General features: G+C 65.4%; 16 protein-coding genes and 1 pseudogene. 15 read left to right on the top strand and 2 right to left on the bottom strand.

The features are described from left to right. Positions 1 to 163: 163 nt before the first annotated feature. From ACZ52R_RS22095 to ACZ52R_RS22050, 10 genes and pseudogenes are all read left to right on the top strand, one after another. Positions 164 to 601: a hypothetical protein gene (locus ACZ52R_RS22095; protein WP_465753937.1), complete on the top strand. Its 438-nt coding sequence runs from the start codon at positions 164 to 166 to the stop codon at positions 599 to 601. 1,397 nt (positions 602 to 1,998) lie between these two features. Beyond that, positions 1,999 to 2,226, top strand: a complete 228-nt coding sequence (locus ACZ52R_RS22090; RefSeq protein WP_465724055.1) for a hypothetical protein — start codon at positions 1,999 to 2,001, stop codon at positions 2,224 to 2,226. Then, the gene (locus tag ACZ52R_RS22085; RefSeq protein ID WP_465753936.1) at positions 2,204 to 2,722 is read left to right on the top strand and encodes a DUF6879 family protein; all 519 of its coding nucleotides are present in this window, start codon (positions 2,204 to 2,206) and stop codon (positions 2,720 to 2,722) included. The genes ACZ52R_RS22090 and ACZ52R_RS22085 overlap by 23 nt, the downstream gene beginning before the upstream one ends. A 5-nt stretch (positions 2,723 to 2,727) precedes the next feature. After that, positions 2,728 to 2,937: pseudogene (locus ACZ52R_RS22080) on the top strand (helix-turn-helix domain-containing protein); the annotation flags it as partial. Between the two features lie 48 nt (positions 2,938 to 2,985). Further along, positions 2,986 to 3,579, top strand: a complete 594-nt coding sequence (locus tag ACZ52R_RS22075; RefSeq protein WP_465753948.1) for a DUF5753 domain-containing protein — start codon at positions 2,986 to 2,988, stop codon at positions 3,577 to 3,579. A 95-nt stretch (positions 3,580 to 3,674) separates the two neighbouring features. Then, entirely contained in the window at positions 3,675 to 4,028 is a 354-nt protein-coding gene (locus ACZ52R_RS22070) for a hypothetical protein (protein WP_465753935.1), read from the top strand. A 388-nt stretch (positions 4,029 to 4,416) separates the two neighbouring features. Further along, complete coding sequence (locus ACZ52R_RS22065) at positions 4,417 to 5,244, top strand: ExeA family protein (protein ID WP_465753934.1); 828 nt, start codon at positions 4,417 to 4,419, stop codon at positions 5,242 to 5,244. A 1,521-nt stretch (positions 5,245 to 6,765) separates the two neighbouring features. Next, on the top strand, positions 6,766 to 6,978 hold the full coding sequence (locus tag ACZ52R_RS22060) for a hypothetical protein (RefSeq protein ID WP_465753933.1): 213 nt from the start codon (positions 6,766 to 6,768) through the stop codon (positions 6,976 to 6,978). A gap of 92 nt (positions 6,979 to 7,070) precedes the next feature. Next, positions 7,071 to 7,322, top strand: a complete 252-nt coding sequence (locus ACZ52R_RS22055) for a helix-turn-helix domain-containing protein (protein ID WP_465753932.1) — start codon at positions 7,071 to 7,073, stop codon at positions 7,320 to 7,322. Between the two features lie 42 nt (positions 7,323 to 7,364). Then, a complete protein-coding gene (locus tag ACZ52R_RS22050) occupies positions 7,365 to 8,567 on the top strand; it encodes a tyrosine-type recombinase/integrase (protein ID WP_465753931.1) in 1,203 nt (400 codons plus the stop codon). A gap of 206 nt (positions 8,568 to 8,773) precedes the next feature. On the opposite strand, the gene ACZ52R_RS22045 is transcribed toward ACZ52R_RS22050, so the two are convergent. Then, positions 8,774 to 9,847, bottom strand: a complete 1,074-nt coding sequence (locus ACZ52R_RS22045; RefSeq protein WP_465663855.1) for a cytochrome c oxidase assembly protein — start codon at positions 9,845 to 9,847, stop codon at positions 8,774 to 8,776. A 242-nt stretch (positions 9,848 to 10,089) separates the two neighbouring features. Between ACZ52R_RS22045 and ACZ52R_RS22040 the strand changes: the two genes are divergently transcribed. Continuing rightward, positions 10,090 to 11,589: an FtsW/RodA/SpoVE family cell cycle protein gene (locus ACZ52R_RS22040; protein WP_465618526.1), complete on the top strand. Its 1,500-nt coding sequence runs from the start codon at positions 10,090 to 10,092 to the stop codon at positions 11,587 to 11,589. A gap of 122 nt (positions 11,590 to 11,711) precedes the next feature. On the opposite strand, the gene ACZ52R_RS22035 is transcribed toward ACZ52R_RS22040, so the two are convergent. After that, a complete protein-coding gene (locus tag ACZ52R_RS22035) occupies positions 11,712 to 13,061 on the bottom strand; it encodes a YihY/virulence factor BrkB family protein (RefSeq protein WP_465618524.1) in 1,350 nt (449 codons plus the stop codon). Between the two features lie 177 nt (positions 13,062 to 13,238). Here ACZ52R_RS22035 and ACZ52R_RS22030 point away from each other — a divergent pair, with 177 nt between their 5' ends. The 4 genes from ACZ52R_RS22030 (at position 13,239) to ACZ52R_RS22015 (ending at position 16,106) form a co-directional block, all read left to right on the top strand. Beyond that, positions 13,239 to 13,322 (top strand): putative leader peptide, encoded by an 84-nt coding sequence (locus tag ACZ52R_RS22030; RefSeq protein WP_310593185.1) that lies wholly within the window; start codon positions 13,239 to 13,241, stop codon positions 13,320 to 13,322. Positions 13,323 to 13,520: 198 nt separating this feature from the next. Further along, complete coding sequence (locus ACZ52R_RS22025) at positions 13,521 to 15,245, top strand: nitrite/sulfite reductase (protein ID WP_465753930.1); 1,725 nt, start codon at positions 13,521 to 13,523, stop codon at positions 15,243 to 15,245. Next, positions 15,242 to 15,424 carry an eL43 family ribosomal protein gene (locus ACZ52R_RS22020; RefSeq protein ID WP_360499220.1) on the top strand — a complete coding sequence of 61 codons (183 nt, stop codon included), beginning with the start codon at positions 15,242 to 15,244 and terminating at the stop codon, positions 15,422 to 15,424. Before ACZ52R_RS22025 ends, ACZ52R_RS22020 begins: the two co-directional genes overlap by 4 nt. Continuing rightward, complete coding sequence (locus ACZ52R_RS22015; RefSeq protein WP_465663857.1) at positions 15,405 to 16,106, top strand: phosphoadenylyl-sulfate reductase; 702 nt, start codon at positions 15,405 to 15,407, stop codon at positions 16,104 to 16,106. Before ACZ52R_RS22020 ends, ACZ52R_RS22015 begins: the two co-directional genes overlap by 20 nt. Positions 16,107 to 16,175 lie beyond the last annotated feature (69 nt).

Below are 16,175 nucleotides of genomic sequence, written 5' to 3'. Positions count from 1 at the left end.
GCTCTTCCGGACAGGCCAGCGGGTCAAGGAGCAGCGCAGCTGACCCCGTAGGGGGCTTGTCCTTGACGCGATGGGCAGGCCGGAGCATCCTGCGCCAAAAGGAAGAAAAGAATCCTTGCTTTTCCCTATTGATCCACTTGCGGCAATTTGCTATAAATAAGATATGTTTACCGAGGAACAACTCACTCAACTTCGCGGCTTACTCTCGCCAATCGAGCAACGACTCGGCGGCTTGGAGAAGGGCCAGGGAGAGATCCGCAACGAAGTCAGCGCCCTTCGCCATGCCCAAGATGATCTGCAGGTTGACGTTACCACTCTTAAGAGTAACGATGCTAGAACATTGATGAACTTTATCGGCTTGAAATCCTCATCCGAAAAATTAGAGGCAAGAGTCAAGGATTTTCAGCAGGACTCGAAGAAGGAGCACGAGGAGATCGGAGGGTTTATCTCAGGGCTTGCCGAACATGTTGACACGGTTGTCGAAGCTTCACAGAGCAAGACCGTAGAGATCTTGACGAATCGGATGAAGGTCACCTTCGAGCACCAGGACAAGCGCCTCACCCGTGTTGAGAAGCACCTCAACCTCGTACCTCTGGACTAGTTCTTTGTCCTATAGCTGAGGTCGCCCTTTCTCCCCCATGTCGCACAATGAGTGATTTCAGACGGCATCCCGAGGCTACGACTCAGGAAGCAGGACGAAAACTGTCCCATAGCAATTTTGCGTAGCTTCAGAGCGTCCTGTCGTCCTCCCCAGCTGGGACGCCGTAGTGATGGGTGGGGCGGTAGCCCGTAGTGCCCTGAGGTTTTACCCACCTCCCGCCGGCTTGCGAACGGTGTAGTAGCTGACGTTTGCTTGGCCGCCAGCCCAGGTGGTCGGGAGGGGTGCCAAGGTCTAGGCTGGTAGGTAGAAAGCTCGTTGGGAGAGTTCTAAGCTCTGGAGGCCTCTCATGAGACTCTTTCTTTCGCGCACCCTCCTTTCATTCTTACTTTTGTTTCCGTTTGTTGCAGTAGGTGTGGGATCATCACCAGCCATATCGGCAACTTGCATCCCGGGGACGCAGTCCATGCAGACCATCGATACTGGCGACGTACGGCATGGCCACCAACTGACCGTGACCAATCCGGTAGACGTCACTGCCATTTATAACGCTGGCAAGGCGGTGATCTCGTACCACAACGGGAGTGACTCCGAGTTCTTCACGAAGAGTAGCCAATTTCTCGGAGAGCAAACCATAGGAGTCCAGACGAAGAACGTTTGGGGCGTTACAACCCGCTGGGTGATTTTCCATCCTGATTGGCGTAGCGGCTCCTGGAGTATTACCTATTCCTGCTCGTAAGTGAAATGCTATAATTCCCACATATGGCACAAGCGCGACACCGGAGAAGCACCCTACTGTCTTGGGCTGTCACTGGTGCCGTACTTGCCGCTTGCTTAGCACTGTTTAGCTGGTGGTGGAATGATCCAGCTCAGTTCGGAGACCCTAGCGGGGTTTATGTGCTTGCGCAGGATATTGCTTTTGGCGATCTCTACTACCTCAAGCGGCTCCGATCTTCTTCCGATACAGGTAGCCCGTATATTGCCTTCTCACCGCAGCCACTTGCTCGCTTTGTTGGCAGGCGCGTCAAAGTCGCTGGCAGATATGTGTGGACGAATTTGACGCTTGGCCGACGTGGCCTGGAACGGTGGGAGCATCAGCTACCAGCTGTCGCTATTGATCGGATTGAGCTTGAGCGACCCTGAGGTTTTACCCACCTCCCGCGGCCTGGTGCCCTAAGCGGGAAGGCCTCACCAGGGCTTTAAGGGTCAGCTGGACAGCTGCCCCGGTGTGCCGGCCGAGCGTACGGCCTCCCCGCTCCCAGACCGCGCCAGGACACCGGCCAAAGCCTCAGGGCTTCGAGCAGGTCGTCGTGCAAGTTCCCGCAAGTTCGGGGTACGCACGCTTGCGGTGGTGCAAGCTTCCTCACAGCGATCGTCCACCACGCGTAGGAGGGTTCATCATGGCGCTGCACAAGCTTGGCAAGGATCCCGACAGCAAGAACGGCGGGTCGCCGACCTTGTACTACGACGACGAGACGGACAACTACCTCATCCAGGGGTGGAAGGTGCTGGACGAGGGTCGTCGGTCGCAGCTTGACCTGCCCGGCCACGAGGACGTGGTCGAGTTCCCCCGCCGCATGATGCAGTTCTTCCCGGAGGTGAGTGGTGGCGTCGGAGACGACGTTTGAGGAGTTGTTCCGCACGTCCAAGCAGTCCGCGGTGCATCTTGAGATGCGCGACGGCTACATGCTGGATGACCCCTCGTTCATCGCCTGGCAGGAGGATCGCCGGCTCGTCCTGGACGATCCGGAGAGCCAGTGGTGGCGTCAGCTGGTTTCCGAGACGGTGGCTCGCGGGGTTGTGGTTCGCCGGGCTCGGATCGTCTCCGAGCCGCTGAGTGCCTACACCCACTTTGAGTACGCCATCACGAGCGCGCACAACCAAGCCGCCGGCGAGCAGGTGCGCTGGCTCCCTCGCCGCCAGACGACCGGGCTGGCGCTGCCGGGCAACGACTTCTGGCTGTTCGACGGCGAGGTGCTCTTGGTCAACCACTTCGATGGCAACGGCGAGTGGGTGGACACCGAGACCGTCACAGCGCCTGAGGTTGTGAAGCACTGCAAGGAAGCGTTCGAGGCTGTCTGGGAGCGCTCAGTCCCCCACGAGGACTACCGACCCGCCACGTAAGAGCTATGTCTCCCCAGTCACCATCCTCAAGCGTTGAGCAGGCTCGTAGGGCTCTTGGACAGCGCCTTGACGACATCCGTAAAGATGCTGGACTCTCAGCGCGGGCACTTGCTGCCCGCGCTGGTTGGCATGAGTCCAAGTGTTCACGGATCCGCAGTGGTAAGACGCCACCCTCCGAGGCCGACATCAGGCTCTGGACGTTCCACTGTGGCGCGGCCGACCAAGCCGAGGATTTGATTGCTACCGCCCGCGGCGTTGAGGGCATGTATGTCGAGTGGCGGCGGCAGACCCGGGCTGGTTTACGCCGGGTACAGCAGGCTGCCGTACCGCTGTACGAACGGACACGGCACTTCCGGATCTACGAACCCGGGGTTATCCCAGGGCTCGTTCAGACGCCGGCCTATGCCACCTCGCTCATGGGAGCGATCATCGCCTTCCAGCGGATCCCTGACGACACCGAGGCCGCGGTGGCTGCCCGTATCGACCGCCAGCGGGTGCTTCGTCAAGGCAACCACACCTTTGCGATGTTGCTTGAGGAGTCGGCGCTTCGTGCCCAGGTCGCCGACCCAGAGGTAATGGCCGGCCAGCTTGGGCACTTGCTCCAAGTGGCTTCTCTCCCAAGCGTCAGCCTTGGAGTCATCCCGCAGGCAACTCAGCGCACGATGTGGCCAGTTGAAGGATTCTGGATCTTTGACGACGAGCGGGTCTTGGTGGAACTTGTCACCGCGGAGGTGACAGTCACTCAGCCACGCGAGGTCGAGCTGTACTCGCGTACGTTCAGCGCACTTGCCGAACTGGCGGTTTACGGCACCAATGCCCGCTCGCTTATCACCCAGGCGATCACCGCGCTCGGGTGAATCCATGCAAGTACGTGCAAGCTTGTGGAGACCCACCTCCTCCCCTTCTTAGCCTGCTCTGTACTGGGAGAGCAGGCGACCAAGGGAGTGCGACCGTGTCGGAGCTGGAGCACGAGACAGAGCAGCTGAGGAAGTTCCGCGCCGAGGCAGAGGCCGCGGCGGACGCCGTTGAAACCGCGTGGAGGGTCGCCGGCCTACCATCCACTCCTGATCTCATGCCCATCGTGCGCGGTCGAGGAGAGCACTTGGGGGCACATGTCTCCCTTGGTGGCTGTCACGCCCGTACGGCGCTGGCGCTGGCGGAGCACCTCACGGCGCACGCCCGGTGTATGGGTCGGCTGGTCGATGGTGAGTCCCAGCGGCTGTTTGCCAAGCTTCTCCGGGAGCTTGATGTCTCCCCGGTGGTGAGTGATGGGCTCTACGTTGTGCGTCGGGAGCTGAGTGCGTGAGCACAACAAACGCCCTTAGCGTGGGCGACCTGGTCGTCAACGAGCGCTCAGGTGGCGTCATGGTCTTTATGGGCGAGTACGCCGGCCGCGTTCACCTGCGCCCTGTGGGCGGAGGCCGTGAGACGACCCTCAGCCCCGCCCAGGTTCGACCCGCCAGTCCGGCCGAGGCTCTCTCTGCCCGTGTGGCTGCTGCCAACCGGAGGAGCCGCGGTTGCTGAGGCTGTTCAAGATGCAGCCCGCTTACTTCACAGACCTCTGCCACCGCGGCAGAGGTCTATCCATTTATCCTCTCCCTGTTCGCCCGAACGTTCGGTATGGGCATTCAAAGTTGGCGCACTTTTATTACCCCATTGACAAATTGGAGCAACTTTGCCATATTCAGTAATATATGGATATTGATGCCATCGTTAAATATTTCGGTTTGAGCGAGCACCCGTTTATCAGTAGTCCCGATCCGCGGTTTCTCTATTTTTCATCCCAAGTCAAGGAAGCACTTGCCAAGTGTGAGTTCATGGCTAGGGATCGAATTGGCCCTATTTACATGTACGGCCCTATCGGCAGCGGGAAGACCTCACTCGTTCGCCGCCTTCACGAGAAGCTAAGCCAGGATGAGCGCTATAACGTCAAGCTCTTGATCCTCCCCAATCTGAAGAGCAGCAACGCACTTTTGCGCCTCATCCTTGAGACCTTTGACGTGAAGACCGAGCGCTCGTATGCAGCCTCTCTGGCCAACTTTGAGAAATTTCTGGTTGAGCAGTACCAAACCGGCAAGATCCCCGTTCTCCTAGTTGACGAGGCTCAGTATCTCACCAGAGAGCACCTCAAGCTTATTCACTATTTGCTCAACTTCGAGACCAACACTACGAAGCTGCTTCAGATCGTGCTTGTGGGGCAAGAGGAGCTTGGAACCAAGATCATAGGGTATCGAGAGCTTGCCTCGCGCATGTTCCCTATCGCCATGAATGCGATGTCACCCGAGGATCTTCGAGACATGGTGCAGTTTCGCCTTACCGTCGCCGGCCGGCCGAAGTCACTCTTTGAGGCTGACCAAGCCGAGAGCGCGTATCGCATCCTCTACACCTATACCAAGGGGCTTCCGCGCGACGCTATCAAGGTGTGCTTTGAGCTTTTGATAGAGCTGGCCGTTCGACAAGAGCAGTTCGCCACAGCACAGCAGGTCGAGGAAATAGCCAAGTCGCAGAACCTGCGCATTTGAAACCATGGGAAGATTTGATTCACTGACAGAACTGAGTAGAAAACCTCTCGCGCGGGTACCACAGGTGGCTGCTCCTCATGCGGTACCGGATCCGGTACCAATCCCGGTACCGGTACTATCGCCCACTGGCTTTAAGAGACGGTTTATCAGACGACGCCACCCCTTTGATATCTATGAAGATCAGTTCGAAGCTCTCAAGGCGCTCTCTGACGTCGAGAAGGAGCACGGCCTTTTAGGCAGCATGAGTGCCATGGTTCGAGAAGCAATCGACGCATACCTTAAGGTGCGGCAATCCTCTTCGTAGCCTAATAGGGCGAGCTCTCTTAGGTACCGGTACCAGACCCGGTACCGGTACCCCCCTTCACTTGTTCTCCTTCTTAGATGGTGCGCACGATTTACACCCGGTACCCGTCCCGGTACCGGATCCGGAACCAGTACCCCGTCCGGGACGGGTACCGGCCCCGGGACTGTTCAAGCCCTCCCATTTTTGCTTTTATCAATACAGAGCAGACAAGGCAGCCGCCGTCTCCCTCCACCAAGTGGGGGTTTGCGACTAAAGACGGACTAGCCTGCCGGGATCAAGTGACCGACTGACTGAAGCAAACACGATCGATCCATTGAGTAATGGATCTTTCTAGGACGCTGGCTCACTACCAGCCAATCTGAGTTACCTCATCGACCGAAGGTCGATAGGAGAAGCGAAGGAAAGAGAGAACGAAGAGAACGGAGAATAAGGGAGCCTCCAAGGGGGACTGTAGGGGGAAGCTTCGTCATGCCAAAAACGGGCGGGGAGGCTGTTCAGCCTCGCTAAGAAAATACCTCAGGCATATACGTGAGTACAAACCTTGATCGAAAAAGGTGTTCGAGTAGCTTTGTTACTCGTACCGGGTGGCGTGCGGGTGGTCTACCGCCTCAGGCCGGTACGACAGCCGGTACACCGCAAGCCGGGCTGCGGAAGCGTCCTACGGACGGTTGTAGCTGGAAGGAATGGCCCGCTGACCAGCGTGTTCGGGGGTGTCATCGGACGGGGGGAGTCAGCCGCACCTGGGGGTGGGTACCTAGCTCCCTGCGGTCGGCGGCGCGGCTGACTCCCCCCGTCCTCTCCGCCTGCACATCATGGTTCCCAGAAGCCCTTCGGGTGTGCAGACTCCGAGTCCACCCCCCAAGGGGGGACACAGTGGGCTTGGGCGGCGGCTTTCCTTCCAGACCTTCCTTCCGCCGCCAAGCCAATAAGCCGCTCACGCGGTTGAGTGGTCGGCATCGCCGAGTAGGGGATGGTGGCGTCGCCACTACGAAGCTTTGGGCTCGTGCCGAGCTGTACAGCTGGTTCTTTTCCGCCTGCCGGGCTATTCCTCCGCCCGATGCTTGCTTGCGGCGCCACATCGTGCCACATGCCACCCAGCTGCGTGCAAGGCTGCGCCGACTGGCGCACCACTGCGGTGGCTGACGGCCTTGACGCATCTGCGCGTCATATGTCCCGAAGCGTCGTCGCAAGCAAGCGGCAGAAAGGAGGTGAGGTACATGGAGTACACGATTATGCAGATCTACAAGGTTTCTGGTCGCGATCAGGTCGAGGCTACCGATCACTTCATGGAGGCGATCGAGCTTGGCGTCCAGCGAGATTATCTCGTTCGATCGGTCATCAAGCCGGAGCAGGGGGCATATAAGCCGCTGCGGATAGTCCGCCGGCTGTCCTGGTGGGAGATCGTCTGGCATCAGCTGCTTGGTCGGTGAGCGGCCAGGCTCACATTCGCTGAATTACTGTGCTCGCAAGCCCAGTTGGAGGTTTACGCCTCTCTCCATCGGGCATCAAATCACTACCGCTGATGGCCGTTTTTCAAAGCCTCGCGTTTCCGGTTCTTTCAAGGGGTTGGTGGATAGTGCAACCCACACTCGATGAGATCAGGTCTTGGGCAGCCACGGTGGATGTGCCAGCTGCCGCCCGTGCGCTGGGGATCTCCAAGTCACACCTGTACGAGTTGATCAAACGGGGACAGGTACCCTTTCGGGTCGTTGCCTTTGGCAGCCGATACCGTGTGATCACCTCCTCGCTCGTCGCCTATCTGGAGGCGTGTTGAGTCCCATCTGCATCAGGGGGGATTCCACTCGGTAGGTGTGCAATGGCTGATCCGATCAGCAAGATCACCCTCAAGAACGGCATCGCGCGCTACCGTTTTGTCATCGATGCCCCGCCCGATGGGAACGGGAAGCGCCGGCAGATCCGCCGGACGTTCGACACCAAGAAAGAGGCTCGGGACGAGCTCGCTCGGATCCGGCACCAGCGCGCAACAGGTACCTACGTCGCCTCGTCGAAGATGACCGTGAACGAGCTTCTGGATATTTGGCTCAAGAGCGCCATCCGCGACGTGGAAGAGGCGACCGTTACTAACTACTACGCCACCCTGCGGCCTGCCCGAGAATTCTTCGGACACAAGCGGATCCAGCAGCTGACCGAGGAAGACGTCGAGGCGCTTATCGACTGGATGGCCACCAGTGCCCGGCATCGCGGCGGGGCACCGGGAACAGGCCTTGCTGTGTCAACTATTCAAGTCACGGTGAGCCGGCTCCGTGCTGCGCTGACGCTAGGTATCCGCCGCGGGTGGTTGATTCGCAACGTTGCTCAGTATGCCCGTGTAACGCGCGAGGTGAAGAACAAGGCGGCACAGACAAAGCAGGCGCGCCGCCCTTGGGATGAGACCGAGGTCAAGGCATTCATCGGAGGAACCCGGGATGACCGGTTTTTTGGTGCCATGCTGCTTGCCCTGATAGCGGAGCGTCCGGCTGAGGTGTGTGGTGCCCGGTGGGAGGAGGATGTCTGGCTCGGGGAGTCGGAGGGAACAATTGCCGTTGGCAATACGCGGACGCTCGTTTATGACCGGAGCCGGCCGTTCATGCAGCGGACGAAGGTGGTGGAGAAGCAGCCCAAGACCGAGGCTGGCAAGCGGGTGCTGCCGCTACCGTCTCCCGTCTTCTGGGCGTTGAAGGCTACCCGTGTGTGCCAGCTGCGCGAGAAGCTCGCGGCAGGGGAGGCCTACGAGGACTCGGGCTACGTGATCGTGGACGGGCTGGGCAGACCGCTGAAGACTGACAAGCTGCGCCGTGAGGCGTACCGGTTGATGGAGCAGGCGGGAGTCCGCAAGATCCGTCTCTATGACGCCCGCCATGCCGTCCTCTCCTGGATGGCCAACAACGGGGTTCCGGACACCGTGGTTTCTGCCTGGGCTGGCCACACCGACCTGTCCTTCACCAAGCGGGTCTACGTGCACTCCGATCCGCAGAGCCTCAAGGCAGGCGCAGAAAAGCTGGGACAGCTCCTCGGCTGATGAAGATCATCAGCGGCTTGTGACCAAATGTGACACAAGTGGCCTCCCGGCAGCAGCTCCCCCGGCCAACCTCCTTGGTACACCGCCGTTGTGCGGTGGTGGCGGGGGAGCTGCTATTTGTGACCTGCGGAAATACGCCCCACAGAGGCCAGGAAGCCCCCGTACCGCGACTGTCCCCGTACCGGCGCCATCCCCCCGTACCGCCGCTATCCCCCGTACCGGTGCTTGAGGTTCGGGTCGTCCAGCCACCACGGCCGCATCCCCGTCTCCTCCTCCTCCGGCCGCCCCTCGGCCCGCGCCTCCTCGGCCGCCGCCTCGAAGCGCGCGTCCAGCTCGGCGTCCACGGCCCGGATCTCCTCCCGCCCCTGCACGACCATCCGTCGCACCAGCGCGGCCAGGAACGGCAGTCCGACCAGGTCCCCCAGCACCCAGAACGCGTTGCCGCCCCAGGTCTGGTCCTGCGCCAGGCTCGGCCCCCACGGCCGCCCGAGCGCCACGTAGTAGTGCTCGGCGACCAGGTGGCCGCCGTAGATCAGCACGATCCCGAGCCCCGCGTCGAAGATCACCTCGGCGAAGGTGATGAACAGCCCGACCAGGTGCGGGTACTCGTGCCCGACCGGGTCGATCTGCAGCCGCGGCCAGAAGTAGGCGAGGCCGAGCAGCACCAGCGCCAGGTGCAGCAGCACGTTCCCGAACGCGCTGGAGACCGACTCCTCGTACCAGGGCGTGAAGTAGAGCAGCCACGGCGGTGCCATCAGCAGCGCGGTGGAGACGGCCGGGAACATCAGCACCTTGGACGGGCGGCTGCGCAGCGCCCGCAGGATCCGCTCCCGGCGGGCCGGCGGCGCGGCCTCGACCAGCAGCGAGACGGGCGCGCCGAGCGCGAGCAGCAGCGGGACGACCATCAGCAGCAGGACGACCTGCACGGCCCGGTCGGTGAAGAGGATCCGGTCGTACACGCCGAGGCCGGAGCAGGTGCACCAGATCCACAGGAGCAGTCCGCCGAGGAACGCGGCGCTGCGGGTGGGCTTCCACCGCTCGCCGCCGGACCGGTGGACGGTGCGCACCGCGGCGAGGTACCAGGCGCCGAGCAGCACCGAGAGGGTGAGCACCAGCGGTTCGGCCGTCCAGGAGGTGGCCAGGTCGGACCACTGCCACGCGGGCGGTCCGTGGTAGGCGAGTACGGAGACCGCGCCGTCCACCGCGCCGTTCATCCGTCCGCCCACCTCGCTCGCACCCGCCGCCGCCGAGGCGGCGGCAGCCGTGCACACCATCGCCATCGGGCCCCGCGGCGGACGCCGCGACGCCCGGCCATGATGTCGCCGCGCCGGCGGCCCGCCGCGCGCGGGGCCCACCTCTATACCCGGTCCTGAACAAAGCTTTACCCGGCCCGAACAAAGCTTTGCCCAGGCAAAGTTCTGCCCCGGGCCCCGTCGCTCCGCAACCGCGGCGACGACCCGGACGTCTGGCAGGATGCCCGTCGGCGATACCCGCCACGTGGGTGACAAGGGGACGACACGAGGTGCACAGCACTGCACGCGGCGAGGGCCGCCGGCTGGCCGCGCGCCACCGCAACATCGAGCTGGGCCTGCTGGCGCTCGCGGTGGCCGTCTGTCTGGCGGGACACATCGAAGCCGATCTGGCGCTGACCGGCAAGATGCCGCCCGGACTGCTGGTGCACGGCCTGTCGCTGGGCGCGCTCGCCGGGGCGGCGCATCTGGCGGTGCGCCGGTTCGCACCGTACGCGGACCCGCTGATCCTGCCGCTGGGTGTCTTCCTGACCGGCTTCGGACTGGTGCTGCTGGACCGGCTGGACATCAGCTACAAGGCCGCGCACAGCGCCAAGGGCGACTACCAGAAGCTCCCGGCCGCGCCCGCCCAGCTGATGTGGGTGTTCATCTCGGTGGCGGCGGCGATCGCGCTGATCGTGCTGGTCAAGCACCACCGCTTCTTCCAGCGCTACGTCTACCTGCTGATGGCGGGCGCGCTGATCCTGCTGGCCGCTCCGGTGGCCTCGCCCAGCGACAGCTTCGGCGCCAAGCGCTGGATCCGGCTGTTCGGGCTCTCCTTCGAGCCGGACGAGTTCGTGAAGGTCGCGATCACGATCTTCTTCGCGGGCTACCTGATGGCCTCCCGGGACGCGCTCGCGCTGGCCGGCCGCAAGGTCTGGGGGATGACCCTGCCGCGCGGCCGGCACGCCGGGCCGGTGCTGGCGATCTGGGTGGTCAGCCTGCTGGTGCTGATCTTCGAACGGGACCTGGGCACCTCGCTGATCTTCTTCGGCGTCTTCATCGTGATGCTGTACGTGGCGACCGAGCGCACCAGCTGGGTGGTGCTCGGCCTGCTGATGGCGGTCGGCGGCGCGGCGGTGGTCGGCACCGTGGAGCCGCACGTGCACGGCCGCGTCGAGGCGTGGCTGCACCCGCTCGACTACTACAAGCCGGTGCACGACAAGGCGATCTCCGAGCAGCCCGCCGAGGCGCTGTTCAGCCTGGGCACCGGGCACCTGACCGGGACGGGCCTGGGCTCGGGGCGGCCCTGGCTGATCGGCTTCGCCGGGCGCAGCGACTTCATCTTCACCACCATCGGCGAGGAGCTGGGCCTGGCCGGGGTGACGGCCTTGCTGCTGGTCTACGTGCTGCTGATCCAGCGGGGTCTGCGCACCGCGATCGGCCTGACCGACCCGTTCGGCAAGCTGCTGGCCACCGGCCTGTCGGCGGCCCTGGCGCTGCAGATCTTCGTGGTCGTCGGCGGGGTGAGCGGGCTGGTCCCGCTGACCGGCAAGGCGCTGCCGTTCCTGGCGGCCGGCGGTTCGTCGCTGCTGGCGAACTGGCTGATGGTCGCGCTGCTGATCAAGCTGAGCGACTCCTCCGGGCGCACCGCGCTGGAGCCGGCCCAGCCCACCACCGAGCCGTTCCCGGTCCGGGCCGCCCCGGCGGCGGCCGGCCCGACGCCCACCAGCCCGACGCCGACCCCGGCGGCGCCGCAGTACGGCTACCCCCCGAACCCCGCCACCACCTGACCGCCCGACCGGCGGACCTTCCGACCACGTGACCGCACGACCACAGGGACCGCCGGACACGGCACAGGGCCTCCCCCGCACCTGCGGGAGAGGCCCTGTCCGTTGGCACCGCACGCCCCTGCCTACCGCTGCTCCCACGGCGGCCGGGGCGGCCGCGGCGGGTACCCCGGCAGCTCCTGCCCGGGAGGACCGCCCGGGCCTGCGGCCGGAGGCCCGCCCGCAGGCCCGCCCGGCAGGGGCCCGGACGGCCGGTCGCTGTCCGGGGGCGGCGGGGTGGGCCGGTGGTGCGGCCCGCCGCGGGCGGTGAGCCGGCCGCGCACGTTGTCGGCGGCCAGCACGTCGGCCCACCGCTCCGGGTACTCGGAGGGCACGTCGACGTCCTCGCCGTCGTCCTCGCCCCACTCCTCCTCGGCGCCCTCGGCGAGCCCGAGTTCGCGGGCGCGCCGGGCCCGTTCGACGGCTCGCCGGGCGGCGACCTCGCGGACCACGGCGGCGGCCGCCTCCTCGTGGGCCCGTTCGTTCTCGGCGCGGGCGTCGGCGGTCTCCAGGGTGGGCCAGCGCCGGTCTATCGCGGCGTTCATGGCGGCGCCGATGAGGACCGCGAGGGCCACCACGAAGATCCACAGCAGGACGGCCACCGGTGCCGCCAGCGAGCCGTACACCGAGGGGCCCTCGACCGAGCTGACCAGGTAGAGCCGCAGGCCGACGCTGCAGAAGACCAGCACCACCAGGGCGACGAGGGCGCCGGGGATGTCCTCGCGCCACGGGGTCGAGACCGGGACGGCCAGGTGGTAGAGGGTGGTCAGCGAGACGATCAGCAGCACGATCGCGACCGGCCAGTACGCGGCGCCGACGAGTCCGGCGATGCCCGGCACGGCGTTCTCCACCAGTCCGGGCCCGGCCATCAGCAGCGGCAGCACCAGCGAGCCGATCACCAGGGCGCCGAGGTAGAGGCCGAGCGACATCAGCCGGGTCTTGACGATGCCGCGCTTGCCGTCGAGCCCGTACATGACGGTGATGGTGTCGATGAAGATGTAGAGCGCCCGGGAGCCGGACCACAGCGACAGCAGGAAGCCGATGGAGACGAGGTCGGGCCGGGTGTGGTCGAACACCTGGTTCAGCAGCGGGACGACGACCTCCCTGACGGAGGAGTCCGACAGGACCGTCCCGGAGGCCGAGACGATGTCGTGCTTGAGCCGGTCGATGGTGCCCGCGCCGAGGAACTCGTCGAGGTAGCCGAGGGTGCCGGCCAGGCCGAGCAGCAGCGGTGGGATCGACAGCAGGGTGAAGAAGGCCGCCTCCGCGGCGAGGCCGGTGACCCGGTACTCCACGCAGGTGTTGGTGGTGTCCTTGACCAGCTCCCACGCCGTGTGGCGCCAGGTGGCCTGTTTGGCCGCGCGCCGGGAGCCCTTGCCCCGGCGCCGGGAGGCCCGCTCGGGGTTCGTTCCGCTCGTATCGCCTGCTGCTTGCACAGGGCCAACCGTATCGGGCCGTGGCCCCGCGGTTGATCTCCCCGGGGTGGAAGCGTGTGGCCGGGCACCCGGGCCGGGAGCGGCGGGAACTCCCGACCGTCCCACATGACGAAACATCAGCGTCCAGTATGCGGATGTTAGTGGACCGCGAGTCCCGCGCCGTGCGAATCTCTTGCCATGCCTAGCGCCGGAACCACCCTGGTAGGTCGACTCCACGTCGATCTCCTTCGCGTGTCCAGCGCCATCTGTCCGGTGACCTGAGCCCACCCCCGCCGCACCACCGCACCCGGCGCCACCCGTTCCCGCCATCCCCGTCGCAGCGGATGTGCAGGCGCCCGCCCGGTCTCGGTCACTGCCCTCCAGGCCCTGAGAAACCCGCAGGTCAGAGCAGCACCGCACGGCTGAGCACGCTCCGCGACCCGCCTGGCACCAGCGCCATCTGCCCCGAAGGACTTCACCATGGCCACCTCCCCCGAGACCGTCGAGCCCACGGCCGACAGCCCCGCCGCGCGCCGCCCCGCCGCGGCCCGCAAGGTGACCCGCCACCGCGGCGAGGGCCAGTGGGGCATGGGCCACCACACTCCTCTGAACGCCAACGAGCAGTTCAAGAAGGACGACGACGGTCTCAATGTGCGGACACGTATTGAGACGATCTACGCGCACCGCGGCTTCGACTCGATCGACCCCGCCGACCTGCGCGGCCGGATGCGCTGGTGGGGGCTCTACACCCAGCGCAAGGAGGGCATCGACGGCGGCAAGACCGCGATCCTCGACCCGCACGAGCTGGACGCCGAGTACTTCATGCTCCGGGTCCGCATCGACGGCGGCCGGCTGACCGTCCCCCAGCTGCGGGCGGTCGCCGAGGTCTCCGAGCAGTACGCGCGCGGTACCGCCGACCTGACCGACCGGCAGAACATCCAGTACCACTGGATCCGGATCGAGGACGTCCCCGCGATCTGGCAGAAGCTGGAGGCCGTCGGCCTGTCCACCACCGAGGCCTGCGGCGACACCCCGCGCGTCATCCTCGGCTCCCCGGTGGCCGGCGTCGCCGAGGACGAGATCATCGACGGCACCCCCGCCATCGACGAGATCCAGCGCCGCTTCATCGGCAACCCGGACTTCTCCAACCTGCCGCGCAAGTTCAAGAGCGCGGTCTCCGGCTCCCCGCTGCTGGACGTCGCGCACGAGATCAACGACGTCTCCTTCGTCGGCGTGGTCCACCCCGAGCACGGGCCCGGCTTCGACCTGTGGGTCGGCGGCGGCCTGTCCACCAACCCGCGCCTGGGCGTGCGGCTGGGTGCCTGGGTCCCGCTGGACGAGGTCGCGGACGTCTACGGCGGCGTCATCGGCATCTTCCGCGACTACGGCTACCGCCGTCTGCGCAACCGCGCCCGGCTGAAGTTCCTGGTCGCCGACTGGGGCGTGGAGAAGTTCCGCCAGGTACTGGAGGACGAGTACCTCAAGTACCGGCTGGTCGACGGCCCCGCGCCCGCCGAGCCCGCCGCCCGCTGGCGCGACCACGTCGGCGTCCACCGGCAGAAGGACGGCCGGTTCTACATCGGCTTCGCGCCGCGCGTCGGCCGGGTCCACGGCAAGCTGCTCGCCGAGATCGCCGACCTCGCAGCCGCCCACGGCAGCGACCGGGTGCGCACCACCGCCGAGCAGAAGATGCTGATCCTCGACATCGCCGAGGAGCACGTCGAGTCGGTGGTGGCCGGCCTGGAGGCGCTCGACCTGCGCGTCGCCCCGTCGCCGTTCCGCCGCGGCACCATGGCCTGCACCGGCATCGAGTACTGCAAGCTCGCCATCGTCGAGACCAAGGAGCGCGGCCGCACGCTCATCGACGAACTGGAGCAGCGCCTGCCGGAGTTCACCGAGCCGCTGACCATCAACATCAACGGCTGCCCGAACGCCTGCGCCCGCATCCAGGTCGCCGACATCGGCCTCAAGGGCCAGCTGGTCACCGACGACAACGGCGAGCAGGTCGAGGGCTACCAGGTGCACCTCGGCGGGGCGCTCGGCCTGGAGGCCGGCTTCGGCCGCAAGGTCCGCGGCCTCAAGGTCACCAGCGCCGGCCTGCCCGACTACGTCGAGCGCCTGCTGACCCGCTACCAGGCCGACCGCACCGAGGGCGAGCGCTTCGCCCAGTGGGCGACCCGGGCGACCGAGGAGCAGCTGTCATGAGTGAGCGAGCAGCACCGTTCTTCTGCCCGTACTGCGGGGAAGAGGACCTGCGCCCCTCCGAGGCCGGACACGGCGCCTGGGAATGCCACGGGTGCCGCCGGGCCTTCCAGTTGAAGTTCCTCGGCCTGCTGTCACCGACCGACCACGGGGGTACGTCCCATGAGCAGCACCGCGACTGACCACGAGGCGGCAGCCGTCCGGGCCGGCCGCGAGCTGGAGGAGGCGACCCCGCAGGAGATCCTGCGGTGGGCCGCCGACACCTTCGGCAAGCGGTTCTGCGTCACCTCCTCGATGGAGGACGCGGTCGTCGCCCACCTCGCCTCCTCGGTGCTCCCCGGCGTGGACGTGGTGTTCCTGGACACCGGCTACCACTTCCCGGAGACCATCGGCACCCGTGACGCGGTGGCCGCGACCATGCCGGTCAACGTCATCACGCTCACCCCGCTGAAGACCGTGGCCGAGCAGGACGCCGAGTACGGGCCGAACCTGCACGACCGCGACCCGGACCTGTGCTGCTCGCTGCGCAAGGTCGAGCCGCTGAACCGCGGCCTCGGCGGGTACGACGCCTGGGCCACCGGGCTGCGCCGCGACGAGTCGCCGACCCGGGCGAACACCCCGGTGGTCTCCTGGGACCCCAAGCGCCGCAAGGTCAAGATCGCCCCGATCGCCCGGTGGACGCAGGAGGACGTGGACGCCTACGTCGCCGCCAACGGCGTGCTGCTCAACCCGCTGCTGTGGGAGGGCTACACCTCGATCGGCTGCTCCCCGCTGTCCTGCACCCGCAAGCCCGCGGAGGGCGAGGACGCCCGGGCCGGCCGCTGGTCCGGCTCCGGCAAGACCGAGTGCGGCATCCACCTCTGACGCACCGCCAGGCGAGCCCGCCGGACACACACGTACCGTCGACTACCGAGTGAGGAAGACCCCGTGACA

This window comes from Kitasatospora sp. NPDC034023 (genome assembly GCF_055575795.1).
The sequence above is the reverse complement of the archived record's forward strand: the minus strand, read 5'-3'. Positions and strand labels throughout refer to the sequence as shown.